Origin of the sequence: Wylensekiella montiformis (genome assembly GCF_009697385.1) — a bacterium.
GTDB classification, from domain to species: domain Bacteria; phylum Bacillota; class Negativicutes; order Selenomonadales; family Selenomonadaceae; genus Selenomonas_A; species Selenomonas_A montiformis.
Window position 1 is genome coordinate 62,688 of record NZ_VUNL01000008.1, and the last position, 25,073, is coordinate 87,760.

Genomic DNA, 25,073 nt, shown 5'->3' on the forward strand with positions numbered 1-25,073 from the left:
AGCTTTATTTCCAATCGCATTCCTCATCGTTCTCGCGACATCAAAAGGTATATGTCCGCTCTTATATGTAAGTTTATATTTATTCATTTTATCATATCTATTGTTAGGCAGATTATACGCTATGTTTCCTATATGCAATATGATATTATCGCGCTTAGACATCAAGCGGTTTGAATCACCCGTATAGGGAACCCATACACTAAAGTACATTCGCAGCCATTCATTAAGTTTCATATCACGCAGAAGAAGAATCGCAATGGAAAAGCCCAAAAAATCCAAGGCGATATTATGGATTACATCTATGGGAATGCCTCGTAATTGATAACTTTTATCGGTCTTACATCATTGACAAACCTACAACATTTTCCTGTACGATATTTTCGGCTAAAAAAACACACCGTACGGGGGGAAATGTATGCTCACCAAAAAGATACTCAAATCAATCCTAAATGTCAAGCATACCGCTATAGATGACATGAAAATAAATTAAGCTATCCGTTTACATGGCCTACGGATTTCGTAATATAGACAACATGATCGATATGATTATGCTCCGCTGCTCCTACATGGATGTAAGGTTGCCATGGGATTAGGAAGCTGCTTAGCAGGCTGGGAATTTCTCCACACAAACTGATGATGCCTAAAAAAAATCCGGCACCCTCCTATCATACAGGAGAATGCCGGAACTGATTTTTCAGCAACCGAGATCGTGACGATGCTCGAGCAGATCCTGTTTCGTCATGAATATCATCCTTTCCCTTCGAGCAGTAATCTGTAACCATTCTGCTTATATCTTAAACACCGCGATGGAATTTTGCAAGTTCTGCGCCTGCTCCGCGAGCTTGCGGCTCGCGTCCGCGATCTCGTGCATCGAGGCCGTTTCCTCCTCCGTCGCCGCCGAGACGGTCTGCGCCTCATCCGCCACAGAACGACTCTTGGTGTTGATCTCCTCGACTGCCGCATCGATGCGGCCGATGCTCTGCGTCAGACGCTCGACGGAGGACTGCATCGCCTGCGATGCCTCTGCCACCTTGCCGACCATGCTCGCAATGCCCTCGAAGGAAGTGCCTGCGCCCTGCACGGTCTTTGTCCCATCCATGACTTCGGAGAGTCCCTGATGCATGGCGTCCACAGCCTCCTGCGTCGAAGACTGGATGCGGCCGATGCGCTCTGAGATCTCACTCGCCGCTTCCTGCGACTGCTCAGCGAGCTTGCGCACCTCATCGGCGACCACAGCGAAGCCGCGGCCATGTTCTCCCGCGCGCGCCGCCTCAATGGCAGCATTGAGAGCGAGAAGATTTGTCTGCTCGGCGATGCCGGCAATCGTGTCGACGATCTCGCCGATTTGCTTGGAGTTCTCCCCAAGACCCTCAATGAGTTCCGCGATGTGGCTGACATTCGTCTGAATGGACTGCATGCCTGTCACAGCCGTTTCGACATCCTGACGTCCCGCGGTCGCGACATCACTCGTCTGCTGAACCTGATGGCCTGTCTCTTCAATGTGTCCCTCAAAGTCCTGCATGTGCTGCGTAAGCTTCTTTGTATGCTCGTTGGCCGTCTGCACATCGTCGAACTGCTCCGAGCAGGAGCCCGCGACCTTGACGATCGACTCAGCGATTGACTGGCTGACATCCGCCGCTTGCTCGGCCGAGGATGTGAGTTCCTCAGACGACGCCGCGAGGTACTCCGCCGTTTGCGCGACATTGCGCATGAGCGCGCGTACTTTTTCATTCATCTCCTGCATGGCCTGTGCCATCGTGCCGAGCTCATCCGGGCGGGAGGCAAGCTCCTGCATCTCCGCAGCAGCCTCACCCTCGAGGCGGAAGTCTCCCGTCCCCATGATGCCGAGCCGCTCCGTCGTCCGTACGATCGGCCGCGCGATGTTCGCGCCAATATAGCGTGAAAAGAGCACGAGGAGGATTTGCAGCAAGACGATCACGCCGAGCGACTCCAGGACGCTCGTGCGCAGATCCGCCGCGAGCTTCGCCTCTTTCTGCGCGACGATCGCATCGATCTCATCAATCCAGACGCCCGTGCCAATCACCCAATGATATGGTTTGAACTCGATAGAATAGCCGTATTTCGGCAGAGGCTCCGTCTCGCCCGGCTTTGGGAACGTCCAGCGTGTAAAGCCGCCGCCCTCCTGCTGCGCAGACTTGTTGATCTCCTGAATGTACGGATACCCATTGATGTCCTTTGCGTTGAAACGGTTCGTTCCCTCGACATCCTTCCTGCCGAGCAGCACGACGTTGTTGCCATCCACCGTATCGATCCAGAAATAGCCCTTGCCGCCGTCATAGCGCAGGTCACGCACGCGGTCGGCAGCCTCCTTCTTCGCCTGTTCCTCCGTGAGTTCACCTGCCTGCTGCTTCTTGTAATACTCGTCGAGGATCCCATAGGCGACCTCTGTCTCTCCCTTGAGCTGATTTCCCACACTTTCCTCGAGGTCAGTCCTGTACGTGGCAAGCTGCGCGTGATTATCGCGCACCGTACTGACAATGAAATACGCACCAATGCAAAGCGTCGATATCAGCGAGACGCCGCCGATGGCAAGCATCAAACGCGTTTTCATGGAAGTAATCTTTAGCATCCCACATTCCCCCTTATTTCGAGACTTCCCGTTTCTCGAGTACATGACTTCTTTATTTGACTTGCTGTTTCTCTTATATAATTTATAATTCGCGTTGAATATTGATTCTCCTTCTTTTGTGCCACAATTTCAACAATTTTATTTGCAGCCATTCATCTCTTCTTTGTAACACTCGTTACAGATTCCTGTTGACAACCATATTATGATGGAAACAAGCTCAACACACAATGACCGCGTCGCGGTCATTGTGCGCCCGTCCTTACAGTAAAAAGGAGGTATCGTACCATGTATCTTGAATTGCTTGTCGATCATCACACATCCATCCATTCGCTGCTGAAACAGCTTTCCGCCTTCACCTCCGCGTCCATGCTCGCCGCAAATGCCGAGGAAGCCTCCCGCGCGATTTCCCGGCTCGCAGGGCTCCTCACCGTCCACCTTGCGGCGGAGGACAAATTCCTCTACCCGAGCCTCGCGCGCAGCGAAGACGAGCATATCCGCACGACTGCCGCGCGCTTCGATGAGGAGATGGGGCATCTCGCCAGCGCATTCCTTTCCTATAAAGATGCATGGATGACGCCGACGAAGATCCGGCAGAATCCCGCCGCCTGCCTCGATGCGACGAAGGAAGTCCTTGCCGCGCTGCAGGAACGCCTCGGCCGCGAGGATGCACAGCTCTATCCGCTGCTTCAAGATTAAAAAAGGCACTCCATCAGAATGTGTGGGGAACTAACTCTTCCCACACATTCTGATGGAGTGCCTTATATCTACGTTTATGCTTTTAGAAAAAGGAGAAGATTAAAATGAAAAAACTGTTTAGGAATCTTGTAGTAGCATTTGCTTTGATTGCTTCTATTATTGGTGTATCTGTTGCACCGACAGCAGAAGCAGGTCATGTTGTCACTGATGATGACAGATTTGGCATTTACATTAATGACAGCTCTATTTATTATGATAGAGTAGGTCATGCTAATGCTCAAATCAGGTATGGAAGACTTGGTTATGAAGATAGCTTTGATCCGATTCTTGTAAGTGTGATGTGGGGAAAAGGATTCTATGCTTATAGAATTGATAGTTATGGAAATAATATCGGTTCTATTCCTCAGAATGTACAGTTGGCTCTTGCCAATTATCTCTCTGAAAGATATCAGTAATATTTCTATTTGAAGTATTTATCCCACGTGCTGTGCTTATGGCTTGTGCTCCAGGGGCGGCAGAAAAAGACGTGAAAGCAGCTGGTGGCTTTCACGTCTTTTTGTAGAATCGGGTATGCAGCTATTTTCTGCAGTGAAGGCGGGGGTGCGGACGTTTTCTTGGACAGCCTAGGCAACCAATCCAAGAGATCGCCTGTACTCCACAGGGCTTAAATATCCTAACGATTTCTTGATTCTTTTTTCATTGTACCAATGAAGGTACTGATCTAACTCACGTGAGAATTCCTCCACGGTCACACCCGTCCAGTCCTGATTGTAGAAGAACTCATTTTTTATTCGTCCAAATAAACCTTCACAGGCAGCATTATCTGGAGAGCACCCTTTCTGTGACATGGATCTGGTATATCCGTTTATCTTCATTCTCTCGATCCAACCTGGCCAGCGGTAGTGACATCTTCGATCCTCAAGACCCTCTTCCTTCATCACTCTGCGAACGACCTTCTCCGAGACCTTTATCCCTGTCTTTTTTAGTTCTGCATGAATCCTGCGATATCCATATCGAGCTTTGTTTTCAAGGAATATACGAACAACTTCATGGCGCAGATATTCATATTTATCTTCTGCTACAAAAGCCTTTATCTGATAGTAGTAACTACTCCTTGACAGTTTCATTCTTCGAAGCAGAATCGGTAGCGGGTACTTCTCCTTCATGGCGTCGATAACCAAGTCGACGTACCACATCTGTAACAGATCCTGTCTGATGGAAAACATGCAGTGCCTTTGTTCTCTGTTCTTCTGAATACATCATTGACTCCTTTCTGAGCCCTATATGTGTCCAGGTTTCTTTCCGCACCCCCTAATCGGGACATTTTTATTTGTGGCATATCAGGACTTTATCATTTATGGCTTATATATTTATATTATCTGAAAATTTATTATTGACAAAGTAGCTAAAAAATGATATTCTTGTTATAGATACAAGGAATGTTACTGCAAAGCAGGCATAACCGCGATTGAGACGGACTTCGTCCGCCGATCTTGTTATGCCTGCTTTTTATTATGTCTGAAAGCTGGAGGTACGCATTATGAACTGGCACAATCTATTCAAGAAAAAGACTCCGGCCTTGCGGCCGCGAATTTTCAAGGACAACATCCTTTATGCTCCCACACAAGGAACATACCTGCCACTCGCTAAGGTATCCGATCCTGCCTTTGCCAGTAAGAGCATGGGCGACGGCTTTGCCATCGTACCTGAAGGTAATATCCTCTATGCACCGGTCAGTGGCTCAGTCGCCGGAACATTCCCGACCGGTCACGCCCTCACGCTCAAGAGTGATAACGGACTGGAAATCCTGATCCATGTCGGTATCGATACGGTTGAACTCAACGGGCAAGGATTCGAGACTATCGCTCAGCAAGGCCAAAAGGTTACAGCCGGTGATCCTCTCCTGCGCTTTGACCCGGTAGCCATCCGGAAAGCCGATTACGATCCCACCATCATGATCATCGTCATGAATCCCCGGGATATTCACCTGACACCACTGGCGGAAGGCAGTGTCCAGGCACTTGACGAGATAATGAAGTTTTGATTATAGAAGGGAAGGATGCCATTGTGAAAATTGAACGAATCTACAACAACAATGTCATCTTGGCTCATGACGATAAGAACGAAGAAATCATCGCCATCGGTAAAGGCCTGGCATTCAGCCGTCATGTCGGCGATACCATTGAAAAAGACCGCATCGAAAAACTCTTCATCCTGCGGGACAAATCCATCCAATCCAAACTACAGGCAATCCTCAGCGATATCCCTTCTGTCTACCTGGAAATCGTGGAAGAACTCATACAAGAAATTCATGCAACGTCAAATCTAACGCTCAATGAAAGCATTTATCTGACGTTGACCGATCACATCAGCGTTTCCCTCGAACGAGAAAAGCAGGGCCTCCTCTGCCGCAATCCCCTGTTGCCGGAAATCAAGCAATTCTATCCGCAGGAATATCGGCTGGCCCGTCTGGCAGTAGGTATCATCCGGCGGTATCTGCAGGTGACGATATCCGATGACGAAGTTGGCTTCATCACCCTCCACATCGTCAACGCCAGCGTCAATCAACAGATGATGGTAACCGTGAAAGCGACACGTATGGTCCGGGACATCCTCACCATCATTCGCCAGGCATTTCCCGATAAGATTGAAGCTAAGCCGCTGCTTTATCAGCGTCTGGTCCGCCATCTGCAAATCTTTACGAGGACCCTGCTCACCGTCGAAAAAATCGAAGACAACAGCAATTATTTTTATAAGCTCGGCAAGACACAATACAGTGATGCCTACCGCTGCGTAAAAACCATCAACCATTATGTAAAGGAAAAAACCGGCAAAACCATCACAGATGGTGAGCAGGGCTATCTTCTGCTCCATATCATCAATTTGATTTATTCCTAAAAGCAAAATCCCTGCATCATGGCACTCAAGAAGGAGGAAATTTCATGAATGCAAAAATGATCAATCAAATCGTAGATGCCGTCGGCGGTGCCGACAATATCTGTTCCGTCGTTCACTGCTCCACCCGACTGCGTTTCTCGCTGCGCGACGAAAAAAAAGCCGATGATGCTAAAGCACAAAGCATTCCCGGTGTTCTGTCCTTAGTGAAGAAAGGCGGCCAATATCAGCTGGTTATCGGCAATGATGTGGATCTCGTTTACGATGCCCTGATACAGAAATATCCGCAGTTGCAAAAGGACCAGGCTCCAAAGCAGGCAGTTCCTGCCAAGAAAAAAGGCATCGTCAATGCCATCCTCGGCGCGATCACCGGTTCCATCGCCCCGGTCGTCCCCTTACTGGCCGGCTGCGGCATGGGCAAGGTTCTGCTGCTCGTCCTCGTCATGAGCGGGCTGCTCACTAAAGCCTCCTCTTCCTACATCCTGCTCAATATGATTTTCGATACAGGATTTTACTTCATGCCAGCCTTCATCGGGTTCTCCGCAGCCAAGATGTTCGGCTGCAATGCTTTCATGGGCGGCTTTATCGGCCTGGCCATGGTTCACCCGACCTGGACAGGGCTCGTTGCCAAAGGGGCCCCCATTGACTTCCTCGGTGTACCAGTCCTGCTGGCCAAATATTCTTCTACCTTGATCCCGGTCCTGTTATCCGTCTGGATCATGTCTTATATCGAAAAAGGCGTCAAGAAGATTGTGCCGGGTATGGTCAAAGTTTTCCTTGAGCCCATGCTCATCGCCCTCATCAGCGTGCCATTGGCTCTCGTCTGCATCGGTCCGCTCGGCAATTTGCTCTCGCAGGCCATCGCCGATGGCAGCATGTTCATCTACGGAACCCTCGGCGCTGTTGCACTGGCCATCTTGGCGGCTCTCTACCCCTGGCTCGTTTCCGTCGGACTGCATAAGGCCCTGAGCCCGATCAGTATCATGCTCGTGGCTCAGCAGGGGTTTGACCCCGTTATCCGCGTGGTTGCACTCTGCTCCAACATGTCTCAGGCGGCAGCCGCCCTGGCTGTTGCTTGGAAGACGAAGAACAAGGCTCTGAAATCCCTTGCCTTCTCCTCCAGCATGACCGCTTATCTCGGCGGCATCACAGAACCTGCCATGTACGGTGTCAACCTCAAGCTCAAGCGCCCAATGTACGGCTGCATGATTGGCAGTGGCATCGCCGCACTCTTTGCCGGTTTTGTAAAGCTCAAGGCCTTCATCTATGTCACGCCAGGACTCCTGAGCATGGCTATGTGGATTGGTGAAGACGAAAACTTTATCCTGCAAGCACTCATCACCCTCGTGATTGCCTCCATCGCCACGTTCATTGCCACCATCATGATTGGCTTCGAAGATCCTGAAGAAAACAAGGAGGAACAAGCATGAAAGCATTCATATTCGATATGGACGGGGTCCTCATTGACAGCGAACCACTGCACATCGAAGTAAAGCTCGAGACATTCCGTCATTTCGGCATACCATTCCCCCCGGAGAAGCTGCCGTCCTTTGCCGGCCGTACGAGCAAGGATCTCTTTACTGAGGCGCTGCTTGCGCATCCCCAAGCAGGACTCACCTGGCAAGAACTCGCCTCCTTCAAGCACCAGCGCTATATCGACCGGCTGATACACGATCCTTCCATTCAGCCCATCACCGGAGTAACCGAGCTTTTACGGCACCTGCGCAGCAAGAAGTTCCGCATTGGATTGGCCTCCTCATCTGGACGCAATATCATCGAGATGGTACTGAGCCGCTTTGGCATCCGGTCCTACTTCGATACCATCGTCAGCGGTGCAGAACTGCCGCACAGCAAGCCATACCCTGATATCTACCTGAAAGCAGCCGAAGGGCTGGGCATACCACCATGTGACTGCACAGTCGTGGAAGATGCCACAGCCGGCATCGCTGCTGCCAAGGCTGCTGGCATAACCTGCATCGCTTTCCACAACCCTCATTCCGGCCAGCAGGATCTCAGTCAAGCTGACCGTATCGTCGAACATTTCTCAGAAATCCTTGTCTAACTTCGCCCCTGTCCCCTTCATATAGCAAAAAGCACGCCATATGGCGTGCTTTTTGTATATATATTCGTACAGGATATAGATCCGTCAAAGGTCATCAACAAGTGCCGTGCTCTTGGCGTAGGCCGTGCTGCGGCCCTCGATGAAGTCCGTCTTGATGAAGTTCGGGTTGGCGTACTGACTGACCCAGCGCATCGAGGACGGCTCTTCCTCATAGCCCTCGTAGAGCGCGCCGAGGCCGATGCTCTCCGCGCGCGCATTGCCGAGGTAGCGCACGTAGTCCTCGATCATCATCTCGTTGAGGCCCTCGACCTCGTTGCCGATGGCGTACTTGCCCCAAGCGATTTCCTGGCGCATGCCCTGCGCGCGGACCTTCGTGGCGAGTTCCTGCCACGCTTCCGACTCGTAGCCGCGCTTCCTGAAGTAGTCACCCGTCTGCCAGTCGCTGCCCGCAAAGCAGCCGTACGAGCCCTTCTCCGCCACGAGGTCGCTGCTCGCCTCGATGGCCGCGTAGTTGATGCGGGAGAAGACGTCGTCGAAAGGTGAGGTGCTCCTCGCTCTCCCAACGGACGGCGTTCCTGGCGAGCATGTGGTGGTAGCCCGAGACGCCAAGGCCGATGCTCCTGTACTTCGCATTCGTCAGGCGCGCGTAGGCGAGCGGCGCCTCATTGAGATCGATGACATTGTCGAGCGCGCGCACCGCCGTGCGCACGACAGAGCGCAGCTCCTCGTGCGACGTCACGTCGATGCGGCCGAGATTGAGGCTCGCGAGATTGCAGACGATGAAATCGCCCGGCCGCGTCGTGACCTGCACGACCGTGTCGCCCGCCTCCGTCTTGATTTCCGTGCGAACCGACTCGACAGCCGACATGTTCTGCGCGATCTCCGTGCAGAGATTCGAGCAGTAGATCATGCCGGCTTGCGGATTGGGGTTGAGGCGGTTGACCGTGTCGCGGTAGAAGGTAAACGGCGTGCCCATCTCGACGACGGACTTCAGGATCAGGCGGACGATCTCCTTGACCGAGATCACGCGCTTGTCGATGCGCGGCTCGGCGACACAGGCGCGGTAGCGCTTCTCCCACTCCTCACCCCAGAAGTCCTCGAGCGCGTATCCCATGACCATCTCGATCTCGTGCGGGTCCATGAGGAACCACGGCGCGTCGAGATCCTCCTTCGCGAGTTTCCAGAAGAGGTCCGGGTAGCAGACGGCCGGGAAGATGTCATGCGCCTTCATGCGGTCGTCGCCATTGTTGGTGCGCAGCTGCAGGAACTCCGGCAGGTCCTTGTGCCAGGCATCGAGGTAGACAGCGCAGGCCCCCTGGCGCACGCCGAGCTGGTCGACGGCCACAGCCGTGTCATTGACGAGGCGGATCCAGCGGATGACACCGCCCGCCGCGCCCTCGAAGTCGCGGATGGCCGCGCCTGTCGCGCGGACCTTGCCGAAGTAGAGGCCCATGCCGCCGCCCCACTTGCTGACCTTGACAAACGAGTCGAGGCTGCGGTAGATGCCGTCGAGAGAGTCCGGCACCGTGTCGATGAAGCGGCTCGAGAGCTGGTGATACGGCTTTCTCGCGTTGGCGAGTGTCGGCGTCGCCATCGTGACCTGCTGCAGGCTCAGCATGTCGTAGAAGCGGCGTACCCAGTCCATGCGCACCGAAGGCTCCTCGAGCATCGCGAGATGCAGTGCGATGCCGAGGTTCATCTTATGCGTGCGGTAAGCCGCCTGGTGCGACCTTCCGACCGGAAGGCCGTCCTGGATGCGCTTAAGCGCGTTTGCCGGCAGGAGAATGCTACACTTGCACGGCAAGAGCTGTCAACCTTCCTCAACTCGTATGGAAGAAAGTACAAGCGACTTCATAAGCTTTTTCAGAATGAGGCCAGCCTCTTTTCGTTTTACGAGTTCCCGAAGAGCATCCAGCAGACAATCTACACGTCAAACCTCATTGAGAACAACAACAAGGGATTTCGTCACAAGGCAAAGCTCAAGGAGCAATTCCCCAATGAGGATTCGCTGGAACGATTCGCCTGCATGGTCTACTGCGATTACAACCGACGGTTCTCTGGGAAAGCTCATCGCGGATTTCAGGAAGCATATTCGGAATTATTGGAGATGTTCGCGGATTGAGTTTTCGGCCTGCACTATAAAAGTTTACACATAAGGATCGACACTACCTCTTTAAGTACTGGTAATACTTATACGCCGCCTTCGGAACGCGATTGCCATTGATCTTATACCGCATCGCGCCGTTACTCGTCTCCTCAGCCTTGGCCTTCGTATACGGATTGCGGGCCAGCGACTCCATGAGTTTTTTCATCGACATAAAGCCCTTGCCCGCGCCGAATGGATTCCCCACTGCTTCCAGCACACTACGAACTTTGCGGGTAGCGCCCGGCGTCATATCGTTAATGAACCCATGATATTTTCTTTGACAGAGTAAACAACACGCAGCCTTGAGCCTTGCTATCACTCCACGCTCTGTTAGCCAGTTCCACGAAAGACTGCTTGTTTGCGCCTTACGCGCAGCTTATCGACGCCATCGACAAAATTTAGCTGTTCTTTTTTGTAACTTGTATGTAACTTGTATATCGATTTTAATACACTATTTCATACACTAAGACGCTTTTTCGAAAAGAAAGAGAACTGAAAAAGCCCGCCAGCACTGAGCTGACGGACTTTTTGTAACTTGCTTTGATACTCTGAAACTTAACGTTTCGAGAACTGGGAAGCCTTGCGGGCTTTCTTGAGGCCGTATTTGCGGCGCTCTTTCTCGCGCGGATCACGCGTAACGAAGCCGGCCTTCTTCAAAGCCGGACGAAGATCAGCGTCCATCTCCATGAGCGCACGGGTAATCCCGTGACGGATTGCACCGGCCTGACCAGTTACGCCGCCGCCAGCAACATTAGCGATGACATCGTACTTGTCGACGGTCTCCGTAAGATTGAGAGGCTGACGAACGATCAGCTCAAGAGTTTTCAGACCAAAATACTCTTCCATGTCGCGACCATTGATCGTGACTTTGCCTTCGCCTGGAACCAGACGAACACGGGCAACGGAAGATTTTCTGCGGCCAGTGCCGTAGTAGCTTACTTGTGCCATGTAGAATGTTCCTCCCTTTCCAGATTAGCGAATGTTCAGCTCAAGCTTTTCCGGCTTCTGAGCTGCGTGCGGATGCTCCGGTCCAGCGTAAACGCTGAGCTTGCGGTACATCTGCGCACCAAGGCGGTTGTGCGGCAGCATGCCTTTGACCGCATGCTCAATCACGCGCTCCGGGAACTTCTCCAGCATCAATCCGGCACTTGTGAACGTCGTGCCGCCCTGATAACCGGAATGACGGAAATACGTCTTATCCGTAAGTTTCTTACCCGTAAATTTCACTTTCTCAGCATTGATGACGATGACGTAATCACCCGTATCAACGTGCGGAGTAAAGGTCGGTTTATTTTTACCGCGAAGAACTTTTGCGACTTCAGCTGCGAGGCGGCCGACAGTCTGGCCTTCAGCGTCTACAACATACCATTTGCGCTCGATATTGGATGCATTTGCCATAAACGTTGTCTTCATGCGATTTCCCCCCTATGATTTCAAATCTGATTCCATCGGTACATGACGTTCTCGCGGCCAGCCTCCGGGGCTAATGGAAACCTGGACCCGTAACATCACATAGAACTATTCTACCCATAAACGGCCGTCAAGTCAAGCAATTTACGAGATTTTCCTCTATTTTTTCCGTCAAAAATGACAATAGTCTCAGCCCGAACGTCACTGCAGACCGCGCTGATCTGCTTCAATATATCCGAGCGTATTCTTCAACCCCTGCTCCAAACTGGTAACCGGCTGCCATTTCAGTGCCTGGCGCGCCTTTTCATTGCACAGTACGGAGCGGCAGATATCTCCGGCTCTTGCCGGGCAGAAATTCGTCTTGATCTTCCGTCCCGTGATCCGGCCGAAGATCTGAATCAGGTCCAGCAGGCTGGTTTCCGTCTGCGTGCTAAGATTATACACGGTATTGGCGGCCGGAGTGGTCAGGGCCGCGCAGATTCCCGCTGCAATATCTCCGGCATAGATGAAATCCCGTGTCTGATGTCCATCGCCGTAAACCGACAGCGTCCCTCCGCCGGCCACCTTCCGGGCAAAGATGCTTATAACGCCGCCTTCGCCGCGGTCTCCCTGCCGTTCTCCGTAAACGTTGGCAAAGCGCAATACCACATAGTCCAGACCAAACTGTTCCTGATAAAGCTTCAGATACCGTTCCACTGTCACTTTAGTCAGCCCGTAAAATGACATTGGCGCCGGCAGCCGCTCTTCCCTTATCGGCAAAGCATTCTCGGGAACATCGCCATACGCGGCTGCGGTCGAGGCAAATACGATACGCCGGATTCCGCCTTTGCGTGCCGCTTCCAAAAGGTTCACGGTTCCAACCACATTCTCCGTCGCATCGAACAGCGGATCATCAATCGAAACATTGACCATCGTCTGTCCAGCCAGATGAACCATCGCATCGAAACCAGCTGCGATAATCCGTTCCCGCGCCTCCTCCGACCGGATATCCATCTCCCATCGGTCACATCCAGCAGGGAGATTAGACCAGTCCCCTGTACTCACATTATCCAAAACCGTTACCTTTTGTCCATCGGCCAATAATTTCCGAACCAAATGCGACCCGATAAACCCGGCTCCGCCAGTCACTAAAAGCTTCATTTTATTTCCTCCTGTCGTCTCGATAACTATATCATATTTTCCGCACAAAATCCCGTTTCTCAGAAAAAAACCGGATAAACAAAAGTTTAACCGGTTTTTTCGTCATAGTCATATATCAGCGCAATCCGCCGAGATGCGCCGTACTGTTGATCAGCTCGACCGTCGCACCTGCCTCAGAATCATAGCGGACAATATTGACCGCCGTGTTGAACTGGCGGATGCTCCATACATAGCGCAGCGGCATGTGCAGCGCAGCCGCGAGCAATGTCCGCAGCACCGCGCCATGTGCCGTTACAGCCACGGTCTTTCCCTCATTCTCCTGGATCAGTTCATTCAGCCGTTTTACCGCGCGGCATTGTACTGCAGCAAAGGATTCGCCATGCGGAATGTCCAGAAGATCCGGTCGCTGCAGAAAATGATCCATAGCTTCCGGCCACTTGGCAACGATCTGCGCATACGTCAGTCCTTCCCAATCGCCGAAGCTGATTTCTCGGAAAGCAGGCTCACGATGCACGGGCAGCCCAAACCGTCCGGCTACAGCCAGCGCTGTATCAAAGGCCCGAACCAAGTCACTGGAATAGATGACATCGATCTTCTCTACCGGAAAATGATCAGCCAGAAGAGCAGCCTGCGCTCTGCCTGTGTCCGATAAAGCTACATCAGACTGCCCCTGATACCGCCCGTCCGCATTCCATTCCGTCTCGCCATGACGGATAAACACTACTTTTACCATGAAATTTCCTCCAACGCCGTCAAGAATCGCTTGTTTTCTTCCGGGGTCCGAACCGCAACGCGAATATAACTCCGTCCGTCCAGCCCCGGATAATTGGCACAGTCACGAACCAATATTCCTTTCCGGCTCAATACATCGGTCAACTCCGTGCTGCTCATCGCCGTACCGCTGATATCCAGTAAAATGAAATTCACGCTGGGCTTCAGCGGACGTATCCCCTGCACATCAGCAAGCTGCTGATAAAAGGAACTGCTCCATTCCGCGAGCTCTTCACGGCTGCGCTTCTGATAGTCCCGATCGCGCAAAACCGCAATGCCCGCTTGCTGTGCCAGCACATTCACATTCCAGACATCCTTGCCCTGATTCAGCTTGTCAGCCAGATCGGGCGATGCAGCGCCAAACCCCAGCCGGAGGCCCGGAAGCGCATAAAATTTCGTCAGAGAACGCACCACAAACAAATGCGGATACTCCTTTGTCAGATCGCGCACCGTATACCGCGTGTCATACCGCAAAAAATCCAAAAAGGATTCATCTACGACCAGCCACTGACGTCCGCCTTTCATTTCTTCCAGCAAATGCGTGAGTTCATTGCGCGTCACGAGGCCTCCGGTCGGGTTATTCGGATTCCCCAGAATAATGCAGTCCGCTACTGGAAGCGCCGCCGTCAGTTTCTCCCGATCCAGCCGGAACGCTTCCTCCGGTTCCAGCTGAAAATAACTTACTTTGCAGCGGGCAGCCAGCGCGGCCCGCTCATATTCGCTGAACGACGGAACCGGCAGCAGAACGCGCTTGGGACGTACAGTCTGAAGAAACAGATAAAACAGCTCTGCCGCGCCGTTTCCGAGGACCAGCTGATCCTCGGAGAGGTTGTATGCCTCCGCCAAGGCCGCTTTGAGTTCCTTCGCATCCGGATCCGGATAATGCACCACCGCGCCGATATGATCCGCCACCGCCTGATATGCCTTCTCGGACAATCCCAGCGGATTAATATTCGCGGAAAAATCCAGCCATCTCCCCTGCTGAGGAGATTTCCGATAAATATTTCCCCCATGTTCAAATGCTTTCAAAACGATCCCTCATTTCTTTCCCGCTGCAACCAAAACTGACGGCAATGTGCGACAAACGAAGCCGCAGCATCCGGACATCCGGCAAAATGCAGATGCAGATAGCTTCCCAGAGCATTCTTTCGGCTCTGTCCGGCAGGATACGATACTCCATTGCGCAGTTTCTTAAAGCAGAACGGCCGCAGCATCCCGTTCGTTTCCTGTTCTGCCGAAAAGTGAAACTCATGTCCATGAAACAGTTTCCCACAGGGGCCCAGCACGGTATCCTGCCAGAGTTCCGCCTCGACATAGCCGACCATCTGAAGTTTTTTCGTCATGACTGCCCGTCCTGAAAATACACCGGCCATCGGCCAGACTTTTCCCTCAAAATCCTGCAGATCCTCCAACAAATACATATAACCGCCGCATTCAGCATAAATCGGCATACCGCGATCCGCCACGCTGCGGATCGCCGCCCGCATGGACGCATTTTCCGCCAGACGGCCGGCAAACATTTCCGGGAAACCTCCGCCAAAGATCATGCCATCCAGCTCCGGCAAAGTATCGTCATGAAGAGGACTAAACGGAACCAGTTCTGCCCCGTTCTGCTCCAATACCTGCAGGCTGGTCGGATAATAAAAGGAAAACGCCTCATCGCGGGCGATACCGATGCGGCACAAGTGAGGCCTACCCTTTTTCTCTGCTTTCAGGCCATCCCCAATAGAACCTGCCTGAGCAGCCAGATCCAGCAGACCATCCAGATCCAGCTGACGGGAGACGGCCTCCCCCATACGATTTACGACTTGACATTCTTCATTTTCCTGAACAGGAAGCAGGCCAAGATGCCGCTCCGGCATGACCAGCGCTGTGTCCCGCCGGATCGCACCGAATACCGTCATCCCGATCTTCTGCATCGCTTCACGGACGATCGCTTCATGTGTATCCGATCCGACACGGTTCAGAATAACGCCTGCCAGCTGCACATCGGGATCATAATCGCGAAAGCCGCGGGCAATCGCCGCCGCCGACGCCCCCATGGATTTGACATCGATAACCAATACGACTGGGGCCTGAATCAACTTTGCAATCTCAGCAGTCGAACTCACCCCGCTGCGTCCGCCATCAAACAGTCCCATGACGCCTTCAATCACAGCCAGATCCGCCGACCCGGCCTCTTTACAAAAAATCTCCGGCACCACCTGAGGAGGAACCAGCCAGGTATCCAGATTGTGCGCCGGGCGCCCGCTGGCCAGCTGATGATAGCCCGGATCAATATAATCCGGCCCGACTTTGAACGACTGCACGTTCAAGCCACGCTGACGCAATGCAGCCAAAAGCCCCGTGACAATCGTAGTCTTACCCGAACCGGACTGGACAGCTCCTATGACGAGACGTGATATCTTACCCATGCAAAGATTCCTCCTCTTCCTCCTCGCACCATTTCAGCTGGTCTCAAAAAGCGGCGGCAACGTATCGGATCGAATATCCACGCCCCCTGAAATCAATCGCGCCTGACGCAGCAGAGCCAGATCCGGAAAGCGCAGACAAATCTTCCGGACGGTTTTTTCCAAATAGGATTCAGGAATTCCAGCCGGCCATATCACACCAATGACCGTGCCGCTGTGCGCCACATTGACGCCCAGCGCGCCAAGCGGCTGAACGAAATCGAGCAGTTCCTCCAAATGCGCTTTGTAAAGAACGGACTGATTGGCCAGCGCACTGATCGTCGCAGCCTGGGCAATCAAGGCTGCATCCTGAGCGCGGCAGCCGCGCTCAAAAACCGCCAAAGCTTCCGCGATGCGCTGCGGATCCGGAAAATTCGGCTCCGGACGGGCATGAAACGCCAACGTATCGACCTGACCACCCGTATCAAAAACAGACAGGCGTACAGACGGCAGCACAGGATACTGTGCCAGCAGTGTTCCGGTCATAGAGTTCATCCTCACGATGCCTTCACAAAATATCCCATCCGTCGGTTCAATGGCCGCTGCCTCCCGCAGGATATCCGCTGCAGAAAGCTCATAGCCAAGGGCCTGGGCCACTCCCACGGCCGTCGCCGCAATATCCGCACTCGAAGAAGACATGCCCTTCCCCTGCGGCAGTTCAGATTCCAGCCGGATGCCCCAGGGGAACTCCTTTTCTCCCAGTAAAACCAATGTCCTTTTCATGGCACTCTTTGCCTTGCTGCCCATACCGTACCAGCCGGTAAAGCGGTCTGAAATCCGAACGGCAGCATAGCAGTCAATCGGGCAGGTAATAAGAAACGGACCGTCGGGCAGGACCCCCTGTATCAATTCACCACAGGAGCCCGGCACCCGGATTACGATTTCCATAGACTTCACTTCCTGTTCATCGGAATCAGAGCCACACGGCATGAACCCCTCCAACCAGCCAGGAGGCCACGAAAAACACCAGCAGCACCACCGTTTCCGTCAGGGTCTCGATGGCCCCATACGTATCGCCCGTAAGCCCGCCGAGCCTATCCGTCAGCCAGCGTCCTGCCCCCCAGGCAAAAACAAGTCCCGTCAGCAGCGCAGCTGCGGCGATACCGCCCCATGGAAGCACACCAGCCGCCGTGACAGCCCCGGCAGCCGCCACGGTTTTCCGATCTGCCATATCAGAAAAAATCTTGCCCATTCCCTCTTTTCTCGCATATGGAAAACCGGCAATGACCATGACCATGGCCATGCGTCCGATAGCCGGCATCACAAAGACTGCTGGAAGAAGCCATACCGCATCAATACCGCGCATCGCTGTCCAGTTTATCATCATAAGGCTCACCAATGCAATAACGCCGAATGAGCCGACCCGGCTGTCTTTCATGATCTCCAATTTGCGCTCACGGCTGCGCGCCGAAAACACGCCGTCTGCCGTATCCATAAGCCCGTCCAGCAGAAGGCCTCCCGTAAAAAACACCGGGAGCAGCACAAGAACCGCCGTAACGAGCTCCGCCTGACCGAAAAGACGCATCAGACACCAGGCTGCCGCCATATAAAGCCCGCCGAGTACCAGGCCAACCAAAGGAAACCATTTGGTGCTCCGCCCGAAATCTTCCATGGTAAGATCTGTCTGCGTACGAAGATGAATGCGAGTCAAAAACTGCAGCGCGGTCAAAAAAGATCTCATAGCGGCATACTCCTTCTGTCAATCATCACGTCGCCGGCAGCCACGCCAGCGTCTACAAGCCAAACATCGCATAAAGAATGAGCAAAAACAGCACCGTGGCCGTATACATCATGCGGATACATTCCATGATATGTTTGGGCGCGGTCATCTCAATGACATCTCCCATATAAGCGCGAAAGGTCCTCCGGCCAAAATAAGTATTGAATCCGCCCAGACGAATGTGCAGCGCCCCAGCCACAGTTGCCTCGGCATATCCGCCGTTCGGGCTTGGATGCTTGCCCGCATCGCGCTGCATAACGCGCCAGGCATTCCGATGATCAAAGCCGAGCAGCCAGGCCGAAAAGACAAACAAAATCCCTGTAATGCGTGCGGGGATATAGCCGAGCACATCATCCAGACGGGCAGCCGCACGTCCGAAATAAAGATACTTCTCATTCTTATAGCCGATCATCGAATCCATTGTATTGGCAGCGCGGTAAAGCACGGCCAGCGGAACGCCGCCAACGGCGAAAAAAAACAGCGGCGCGATAATCCCGTCAATCGTATTTTCCGCAATGGTTTCCACGGCCGCCCTCGCCACTTCCGCATCATCCAGCTGTTCCGTATCCCGGCCGACAATCCAACCGACCTTTTTCCTCGCTTCCGCCAAATTCCCATCCATGAGCAGAGCATAAATCTCCCGGCCTGCCTTGGCAAGACTTTTCGGCGAAATCGTACTGGACAGCAGAAGGGCGCCAACCACCGCCGATCCCCACCAGAAAGGAATCCAGCCGGCCATCATCATGATAAGAGCCGCCACCTCATAACTGATAAAGAGAACCAGCAGCACGAGCAGCGCCCCCATGCGGAACTTCCGCGCCGTGCTGTCCGCTTTCCGGTAAAAGCAATGCTCCAGAAAAGAAATCAAACGGCCGATCAGACAAACCGGATGGTATTTGCTGTTCGGATCGCCTATGATCGTGTCAATCAAAAACGCGAGAATTCCGGTCAGCATCTCGTTTCTCCCATGATTTCAGCCAGCTTGTCCATATCAAGGCTTCGGCGAACAATATCTGCCAGACGGTTATAGGCCCGTTCTTTTTCCGTCCGCACATTCCGCTGAACAGAAAGCGGTGCAAGCCCTTTCCTTTCCCGCAGGCTGTTCAATACCTGACGGCGGAACCCATCATGATCGAAAATCCCATGGATATATGAGCCGACAATGTCGCCGCCATGTTCGCGGATCGAGACTGCGCCATCCCAGCTGTCAAAAGGTTCATCCGCCTTGGCTGTGATGTGAAAGGGATGCTCTACACCGGAGCCGAACGCCGTGTGCCCCATATGGATCTCATAGCCGGGCATCCCCTCCGCCCGAATGTTTTTTCCGAGAAAGTTAAGACTCAGACAATCGGCTGTAACCTGCGCCGTAAGTTTTTCCGCCTCAAAAGTGGTCTCCATGTCCAGGAACCCCATACCGCGAATGCCGTCGTGATCGGATTCCGTATGATGCGGATCGCGGATTTCCCGGCCAAGCATCTGATACCCTCCGCAGATGCCCCATAGCGGCGTCCCGTTTGCAACGCACTCGCGAATCGCCTCCTCGAGGCCCGACTCCCGAATCCATAGAAGATCCTCCGTCGTATTCTTGGAGCCCGGAAGCAGAATAAGATCCGGTTCTCCCAGTTCCTCCCGGCTCTGAACGTAATAAAGCGCAACATCCGGTTCAGCAGCCAGACTATCAAAATCGGTGAAATTGGAAAGCTTCGGGGTCCGGACCACAGCAATGTGGATATCGCCGTCTTCCGGAACCTCCTGCTTTTCTTCAAGCGATACAGAATCTTCATCGTCAATGCCCAGATTTTCAATATGAGGAACGATTCCCAGCACGGGCTTGCCCGTCTTTTTCTCCAAAAACTCCACTGCTGGCATCAGCAGACGGACATCACCACGAAACTTGTTGATAATCAGTCCCTTGACCAGCGCGCGCTCTTCCTCATCGAGCAATTCCAGTGTACCGACCAGCGAAGCCAATGCGCCGCCCCGGTCAATATCGGCGATCAGCAGAACAGGCGCCTGCAGATATTTCGCGACGCGCATATTGACGATGTCATTCTCTTTGAGATTGATTTCGGCCGGGCTGCCCGCTCCTTCGATCACCAATGTATCATACGCCAAGACCAGACGTCCCAGTGCCTCTTTGACCGTCTCGAAAGCCTTCAGCGAATATCCCTGATGGTATTCCGCCGCACTCATATTGCCGACCGGCACCCCCATCAGAATAACCTGTGAACAGGAATTGCCCGTCGGCTTCAAAAGGACAGGATTCATATCGACCATCGGCTCCAATCCAGCGGCCTCCGCCTGAGCCACTTGCGCGCGCCCCATCTCTTTTCCGTCCTTGGTCACATAAGAGTTCAATGCCATGTTCTGCGCTTTAAACGGAACCACCTTTCGTCCCTGCTGATGAAAGATACGGCAAAGCGCCGTAGTAATGATGCTTTTACCGACATGGGAACTGGTCCCCATAAGCATGATCGAATTTGACATAGGAATTCCTCCTTGTTGTGACGCTGTTTCTTCCTGCTCACCGGCAAAACGGGGTTGCCGGATGCCGATCATCCGGTGATCCCCGGCAGATAGTCCCGGGCATCAGCCAGAGCCTTAATCTCCACGGGAATGCCCGCTATTACTGCATAGACTTGATCGGCGGCTGCGGCAATCTGCTGATTGGCCAGTCCGCTGAGATCCCGATAGAGACGGCCGAGCCTGTTTTCCGGAACAATGCCGGCGCCGACTTCATTAGTGACAAAGACCGTCGTTGCACCGCTCCCGCGAAGCAAGTCAGCTGCCTTGATCAGACGGCCAACCTTTTCGTGAACCATTTCATACAGTTTATCCTCGTCCGCCAGCGCAGCCGCGTCCTGTGCGCAGAGCATATTGCTCAGATAAAGCGTGATACAATCAAATAAAATCACGTCGCTGCAGGATCCTGCTTCCAGCAATGCCTCATGAGCATCAAACGGAGCTTCCCAAGTCTTCCAGTCCGCCGGGCGTCTCCGTCGATGAAGGCGGACGCGGTATTCCATCTCCGAATCAAGGACTTGTGCCGTGGCAATATAAGCCGTCCTGCCGTTTTGACCGGCCACCAGCCGCTCAGCAAAGGCAGATTTTCCGGAACGGGCGCCGCCGGTCACAAGAATCAGCCGGCCCCGCTGCCGCTTTTCCTCCGCCATCGTATCATCCCCGATCGTTATTGATGAGATACATCATCGCGTTGACCGCCGCTGCCGCAATCGGACTTCCACCCTTGGTTCCCTTCACCGTGATATAGGGAATCCTGCCATTTTCCGCCAAAGCCTGCTTGGAATCCGCCGCCCCGACAAAGCCGACAGGAATGCCGACAATGCAGGACGGACGTATTCCCTCTTCCTCAACCAGACGAAGGACTTCAAACAAGGCAGTCGGCGCATTGCCGATAGCGATAATAGAACCGTCAAGGCTGCGGCCAAACTGGCGCATCGCCGCCATAGAGCGCGTAATCCCCTGTTTCTTTGCCGTCTCAGCAACAGAAGGGTCCGCAATGAGACAATGCACTTGGCCGCCGAAGGATGCGAGTTTCCGTTTGTTGATGCCTGTACGGACCATCTCCACATCCGTGTAAATATCACAGCCTGAACGCAGCGATGCCATCGCCTTGTCAATCGCGTCGTCCGACATGCGGATAAGAGGGGCGTACTCCACGTCCCCGGCCGCATGAATGATCCGCGAATACACTTTCACCGCCTTTTCATCCAGCCCCATTCCCGCAAGATGCGGAGCAATGATCTCCATGCTGCGGGTTTCAATGTCCATTGGCTTTTTGATAAACTCCATCATAATTCTCCTCTATAAACCGCCGGATATCCTCATACGTTCTGCCGAGATGCGCATACGACATAACCGGACGGTCAATAACAATGACCGGCAGGGCAAGATCGGCGGCGGCAGCGACCTTGGTATCCGTGCCGCCGATAGTGCCGCTGTTCTTTGTAATGACAACATCCGCCTTATATTTGACATACAATTCCCGGTTCAGCGCCCGGCTGAACGCCCCCTGCATGGCGACGATATGGCCCGGATCGATCCCCATCTCTTCACATTGCCGGACTACTCCGGCTGTCGGCAAAACACGGACGGTCAGAACACAATCCTTTAATGCCGGATGACGGGTGAACCGTTCCAGATTGCGGCTTCCCGTGGTCAAAAACACGTTTTTTCCGCAGCATGCCGCCTGCCGGGCTGCCTCCTCATAGCTGTGAACCAGCATGACAGATGAGCCGGGAAATTCCGAAAGATCCCGTTCATAGCGGATATATGGAACAGATTGTGCCGCACAGGCGTTCATAAGATTGCGGGAAACATCTGCCGCATAGGGATGGCTGGCATCTATCGCCAGCCTGATGTGATGCGCATGAAAATAATCCGAAAAACCTTTTTCATCCAGCGGCTGATCGTTGATGAGCAACCGGCCGCTTCCCCTGCTTTCCGACAGCAATTGTTCTCCATAGCGGCTGACCACCGAAGCGGTCACATCATACCCATGACCGAGAAGGAATGTTACGAGATCGCGGCCATCCTTTGTGCCGGCCGCCACAAAAATCATATTCCGCCCTCCTTATTCTGATAGCCGCGCGGCGTAATCATCCAGCCATCCCGCACATAAGTCTGGCTGTTGCCAATGATGACCAAAGAAAACATATTGATCTCTTCTTTGGTAAAATCGGCCAGCGTAGAAATCACCTTCTGCTCCCCATCCCGGCTGGCTGCCGTGACAATCCCAACCGGTGTGGCAGGATCCCGATACTGGAGCATAATGCGGCGGACTTCCTCAATATTCTGAACCCGCTTTTTGCTTTTGGGATTGTACAGTGCTGTCACAAAATCCCCCTGAGCGGCCATCTCAATGCGCTTCTGAATCCGATTCCATGGCGTCAGCAGATCCGAAAGACTGATCACGGCAAAATCATGCATCAGCGGTGCGCCGAGGACCGAAGCAGCAGCATTAACGGCAGACACGCCTGCGATCACGCCGCCAAATGACGGACGATGTTCCGGAGGATATTGAAGGACGATCTCCAGTACGAGCCCGGCCATGCCATAAACACCAGCATCGCCGCTCGATACCACGACGGTATCAGCCCCGCCGGCCGCTTTCTCCGCCGCCATACGGCAGCGGTCGACTTCCTGCATCATTGCCGTGCCGATAACCTCCTTCCCTGCCAGAAGGTCCTCAATCAGACGAATATAGGTATGATAACCGGCAACGACCTGTGCCGCTTCAATCGCTCGTTTGGCCCGCGGCGTCATATCCTCCAGACTTCCCGGTCCAATACCGACTACTGTTACTTTTCCCATATCAGAGCCACCGTCACTTTCTCAAATTTCGTCTTGCAAAGCGCCATCCTGCCGCCGGCCTTTCCAGTACAGCAGCAGGCTGCCGCTTCACAGACATTGCCGATCCCCAAGGTTTGCTTCACAAAGGACGACTCATTCAGATGATACTTGCGGATAGCCGAAGCCATCTCTTCGTTTTCATAAAATAAAACCGGACATCCTATGCTTCGCCCGGCCGCAAGAAGTCCCTCTTCCTGTGCCTTAAACGACGTACTGGCCAACGCATCAAGAAAGGAACAATCCACGCCAATCCGTCGGCAGGCCTTATCCAATGCCTGCATGACCAGCGCTTCGGGTACGCCCCGGCGGCAGCCGATACCGGCGATCAGTCTGCGCGGCGTCATGCAAAGGCAGTCTTCCGGCAAATTCCGGATGGCATGGCAGTCGCTCCTGCCAAGCACCAGCACGTCCAGAGGTCCCGGTTTCTTCAACATATCTTCTTTCCCGCACAGCACAGCCTGCTGCCCTGCCTGAAGGAGCTTCTGCCGGTACCACTCGCCGTGCGGCAAAGTCCGGTCAATACGCCAGCATACTGCGTCTCCCGCCAATACCGCCCGATTTATCCTGCGAATATGTTCCTTTGGCCAGGGGCGCAGCCCCAACGGACCGGAAAGCGCATCCGGAGCCAGGCATCCGTTCACATCGGTTGCCGTCGTAATCACCGGCTCCGCGCCGATCGCCCGGCAAAGGCTCCGGGCAAGAGCATTGCCGCCGCCTACATGTCCGGAAAGCAGGCTGATTCCATATTTTCCCCGTTCATCGAAAACCAAAATCGCAGGATCCGTCAGCTTACTCTTCAAATGCGGCGCCGTCATGCGCACGGCAATGCCCGCCGCCATGATGAAAACCAGCGCATCATAGGCGGAAAATATTTCCTTCACCACATCCGACAGGCGTGCAAACCAATGAATGTCCTCCGCCGCGTCTGCATCCTCCGCCAGTTTTTCCGACGCATACACATCTACAGGCTCATCCACGCACCAGCGCATTTTCATGGCCAGTCTCAGAGCAGAGCGGGTCAGCACACAGCAGGCCAGCCTCATCGGGATGCCTTCCGGAATCCATGCGAAAATTCCGGCGCGTAAAGCCGCGAAAGCTCATAATCCGCCCCAAGACAGCGGCTCACAACAATCATGGCCGTCCGGTCAATGCCCTGATTCCGGGTCTTCTCCACAATCGTTGCCAGCGTACCGCGCACAATTTTCTGCTCCGGCCAGGAAGCTTTCTGCACGATAGCAATCGGTGTTTCCGGCGCATAACCGCCGGAAATCAGTTCAGCCACTACCTGATCGAGCATCGCAATGGAAAGATAAATGCACATCGTCGACTGATGCGCCGCCAGACTGCGCAGCTTTTCCCGTTCCGGTACGGGCGTACGGCCTTCATTGCGCGTAATGATAACCGTCTGCGAAATCCCCGGCAAGGTATACTCCTGCTGAAGTGCAGCTGCCGTCGCAAAACAAGAACTGACTCCCGGCACGATATCAAACGCGATGTTCCTCTTCCGAAAGGCGTCCATCTGTTCCTGAATCGCACCATACACGGATGGATCGCCAGTATGCAGGCGCACGGTCATCTTGCCACTTTTTTCCGACTGTTCCACCACGGCAATAACCTCATCCAACGTCATGGCAGCAGAATTATAAATTTCAGCGCCGTCCCGACAAACATCCAGCAGCGCCGGATTGACCAGCGAACCGGCATAAATGACTACATCGGCTTCCTGCAGATATCGCTTTCCCTTGACTGTAATGAGTTCCGGATCGCCGGGACCCGCTCCGACAATATGTACCATGAACCATATCCCTCCCTGACTTTTT

The 25,073-nt window shown here is 53.5% G+C and carries 25 protein-coding genes and 3 pseudogenes; 7 read left to right on the forward strand and 21 right to left on the reverse strand.

Annotation, left to right across the window (positions count from 1 at the left end; all coding sequences use genetic code 11):
• Positions 1–787 precede the first annotated feature (787 nt).
• Positions 788–2,590 carry a methyl-accepting chemotaxis protein gene (locus FYJ78_RS08085; protein ID WP_195847928.1) on the reverse strand — a complete coding sequence of 601 codons (1,803 nt, stop codon included), beginning with the start codon at positions 2,588–2,590 and terminating at the stop codon, positions 788–790.
• Positions 2,591–2,875: 285 nt separating this feature from the next.
• Between FYJ78_RS08085 and FYJ78_RS08090 the strand changes: the two genes are divergently transcribed.
• Together FYJ78_RS08090 and FYJ78_RS08095 are read left to right on the forward strand one after the other, a co-directional pair.
• A complete protein-coding gene (locus tag FYJ78_RS08090; RefSeq protein WP_154620911.1) occupies positions 2,876–3,286 on the forward strand; it encodes a hemerythrin domain-containing protein in 411 nt (136 codons plus the stop codon).
• Between the two features lie 104 nt (positions 3,287–3,390).
• Positions 3,391–3,741 (forward strand): hypothetical protein, encoded by a 351-nt coding sequence (locus FYJ78_RS08095; protein ID WP_154620912.1) that lies wholly within the window; start codon positions 3,391–3,393, stop codon positions 3,739–3,741.
• Between the two features lie 168 nt (positions 3,742–3,909).
• Here the strand turns inward: FYJ78_RS08095 and FYJ78_RS13165 are convergent.
• Together FYJ78_RS13165 and FYJ78_RS13170 are read right to left on the reverse strand one after the other, a co-directional pair.
• Positions 3,910–4,203 (reverse strand): annotated as a pseudogene (locus FYJ78_RS13165) (transposase); the annotation flags it as partial.
• A 9-nt stretch (positions 4,204–4,212) separates the two neighbouring features.
• Positions 4,213–4,512, reverse strand: a pseudogene (locus tag FYJ78_RS13170) (IS3 family transposase); the annotation flags it as partial.
• A 314-nt stretch (positions 4,513–4,826) separates the two neighbouring features.
• On the opposite strand from FYJ78_RS13170, the gene FYJ78_RS08105 reads away from it, so the two are divergent.
• The 4 genes from FYJ78_RS08105 to FYJ78_RS08120 are packed head-to-tail and all read left to right on the forward strand — an operon-like array spanning position 4,827 to position 8,243.
• Positions 4,827–5,330: a PTS sugar transporter subunit IIA gene (locus tag FYJ78_RS08105; protein WP_154620913.1), complete on the forward strand. Its 504-nt coding sequence runs from the start codon at positions 4,827–4,829 to the stop codon at positions 5,328–5,330.
• Positions 5,327–6,184 (forward strand): PRD domain-containing protein, encoded by an 858-nt coding sequence (locus tag FYJ78_RS08110; RefSeq protein WP_154620914.1) that lies wholly within the window; start codon positions 5,327–5,329, stop codon positions 6,182–6,184. Before FYJ78_RS08105 ends, FYJ78_RS08110 begins: the two co-directional genes overlap by 4 nt.
• Positions 6,185–6,228: 44 nt before the next feature.
• Complete coding sequence (locus tag FYJ78_RS08115) at positions 6,229–7,611, forward strand: PTS transporter subunit EIIC (protein WP_154620915.1); 1,383 nt, start codon at positions 6,229–6,231, stop codon at positions 7,609–7,611.
• Positions 7,608–8,243, forward strand: coding sequence for an HAD family hydrolase (locus FYJ78_RS08120; RefSeq protein WP_154620916.1), 636 nt, complete (start codon positions 7,608–7,610; stop codon positions 8,241–8,243). The genes FYJ78_RS08115 and FYJ78_RS08120 overlap by 4 nt, the downstream gene beginning before the upstream one ends.
• Positions 8,244–8,327: 84 nt before the next feature.
• Here the strand turns inward: FYJ78_RS08120 and FYJ78_RS08125 are convergent.
• A pseudogene (locus FYJ78_RS08125) lies at positions 8,328–9,942 on the reverse strand (ribonucleoside-diphosphate reductase subunit alpha).
• A gap of 3 nt (positions 9,943–9,945) precedes the next feature.
• Between FYJ78_RS08125 and FYJ78_RS08130 the strand changes: the two are divergent.
• Positions 9,946–10,365 (forward strand): transposase, encoded by a 420-nt coding sequence (locus FYJ78_RS08130; RefSeq protein WP_235899953.1) that lies wholly within the window; start codon positions 9,946–9,948, stop codon positions 10,363–10,365.
• 43 nt (positions 10,366–10,408) lie between these two features.
• Here FYJ78_RS08130 and FYJ78_RS08135 read toward each other — a convergent pair whose 3' ends face one another.
• The 17 genes from FYJ78_RS08135 to cobM form a co-directional block, all read right to left on the reverse strand.
• Entirely contained in the window at positions 10,409–10,606 is a 198-nt protein-coding gene (locus FYJ78_RS08135; protein ID WP_195847929.1) for a hypothetical protein, read from the reverse strand.
• A gap of 338 nt (positions 10,607–10,944) precedes the next feature.
• Entirely contained in the window at positions 10,945–11,337 is a 393-nt protein-coding gene (gene rpsI / locus FYJ78_RS08140) for a 30S ribosomal protein S9 (protein ID WP_154620918.1), read from the reverse strand.
• A 24-nt stretch (positions 11,338–11,361) separates the two neighbouring features.
• Positions 11,362–11,802 carry a 50S ribosomal protein L13 gene (gene rplM / locus FYJ78_RS08145; protein WP_154620919.1) on the reverse strand — a complete coding sequence of 147 codons (441 nt, stop codon included), beginning with the start codon at positions 11,800–11,802 and terminating at the stop codon, positions 11,362–11,364.
• 198 nt (positions 11,803–12,000) lie between these two features.
• A complete protein-coding gene (locus tag FYJ78_RS08150) occupies positions 12,001–12,939 on the reverse strand; it encodes an NAD-dependent epimerase/dehydratase family protein (RefSeq protein ID WP_154620920.1) in 939 nt (312 codons plus the stop codon).
• Positions 12,940–13,054: 115 nt separating this feature from the next.
• The gene (locus FYJ78_RS08155; protein WP_154620921.1) at positions 13,055–13,672 is read right to left on the reverse strand and encodes a histidine phosphatase family protein; all 618 of its coding nucleotides are present in this window, start codon (positions 13,670–13,672) and stop codon (positions 13,055–13,057) included.
• Positions 13,666–14,739 carry a threonine-phosphate decarboxylase CobD gene (cobD, locus tag FYJ78_RS08160; protein ID WP_154620922.1) on the reverse strand — a complete coding sequence of 358 codons (1,074 nt, stop codon included), beginning with the start codon at positions 14,737–14,739 and terminating at the stop codon, positions 13,666–13,668. The genes FYJ78_RS08155 and cobD overlap by 7 nt, the downstream gene beginning before the upstream one ends.
• On the reverse strand, positions 14,736–16,124 hold the full coding sequence (locus FYJ78_RS08165) for a cobyrinic acid a,c-diamide synthase CobB (protein WP_154620923.1): 1,389 nt from the start codon (positions 16,122–16,124) through the stop codon (positions 14,736–14,738). Before FYJ78_RS08165 ends, cobD begins: the two co-directional genes overlap by 4 nt.
• Positions 16,125–16,157: 33 nt before the next feature.
• Positions 16,158–17,048: a GHMP family kinase ATP-binding protein gene (locus FYJ78_RS08170; RefSeq protein ID WP_195847930.1), complete on the reverse strand. Its 891-nt coding sequence runs from the start codon at positions 17,046–17,048 to the stop codon at positions 16,158–16,160.
• Between the two features lie 25 nt (positions 17,049–17,073).
• On the reverse strand, positions 17,074–17,841 hold the full coding sequence (cobS, locus tag FYJ78_RS08175; RefSeq protein WP_154620925.1) for an adenosylcobinamide-GDP ribazoletransferase: 768 nt from the start codon (positions 17,839–17,841) through the stop codon (positions 17,074–17,076).
• Between the two features lie 52 nt (positions 17,842–17,893).
• The gene (gene cbiB / locus FYJ78_RS08180) at positions 17,894–18,835 is read right to left on the reverse strand and encodes an adenosylcobinamide-phosphate synthase CbiB (RefSeq protein ID WP_154620926.1); all 942 of its coding nucleotides are present in this window, start codon (positions 18,833–18,835) and stop codon (positions 17,894–17,896) included.
• Entirely contained in the window at positions 18,829–20,367 is a 1,539-nt protein-coding gene (locus FYJ78_RS08185) for a cobyric acid synthase (protein ID WP_154620927.1), read from the reverse strand. The genes cbiB and FYJ78_RS08185 overlap by 7 nt, the downstream gene beginning before the upstream one ends.
• A gap of 68 nt (positions 20,368–20,435) precedes the next feature.
• The gene (gene cobU, locus FYJ78_RS08190; protein WP_154620928.1) at positions 20,436–21,053 is read right to left on the reverse strand and encodes a bifunctional adenosylcobinamide kinase/adenosylcobinamide-phosphate guanylyltransferase; all 618 of its coding nucleotides are present in this window, start codon (positions 21,051–21,053) and stop codon (positions 20,436–20,438) included.
• Positions 21,054–21,057: 4 nt separating this feature from the next.
• Complete coding sequence (locus tag FYJ78_RS08195; RefSeq protein ID WP_154620929.1) at positions 21,058–21,693, reverse strand: precorrin-8X methylmutase; 636 nt, start codon at positions 21,691–21,693, stop codon at positions 21,058–21,060.
• On the reverse strand, positions 21,662–22,462 hold the full coding sequence (cobK, locus tag FYJ78_RS08200; RefSeq protein ID WP_154620930.1) for a precorrin-6A reductase: 801 nt from the start codon (positions 22,460–22,462) through the stop codon (positions 21,662–21,664). Before cobK ends, FYJ78_RS08195 begins: the two co-directional genes overlap by 32 nt.
• Positions 22,459–23,214, reverse strand: coding sequence for a precorrin-3B C(17)-methyltransferase (gene cobJ, locus FYJ78_RS08205; protein WP_154620931.1), 756 nt, complete (start codon positions 23,212–23,214; stop codon positions 22,459–22,461). Before cobJ ends, cobK begins: the two co-directional genes overlap by 4 nt.
• Entirely contained in the window at positions 23,202–24,296 is a 1,095-nt protein-coding gene (locus FYJ78_RS08210) for a cobalt-precorrin 5A hydrolase (protein WP_154620932.1), read from the reverse strand. The genes cobJ and FYJ78_RS08210 overlap by 13 nt, the downstream gene beginning before the upstream one ends.
• On the reverse strand, positions 24,293–25,048 hold the full coding sequence (gene cobM / locus FYJ78_RS08215) for a precorrin-4 C(11)-methyltransferase (RefSeq protein WP_154620933.1): 756 nt from the start codon (positions 25,046–25,048) through the stop codon (positions 24,293–24,295). The genes FYJ78_RS08210 and cobM overlap by 4 nt, the downstream gene beginning before the upstream one ends.
• Positions 25,049–25,073 lie beyond the last annotated feature (25 nt).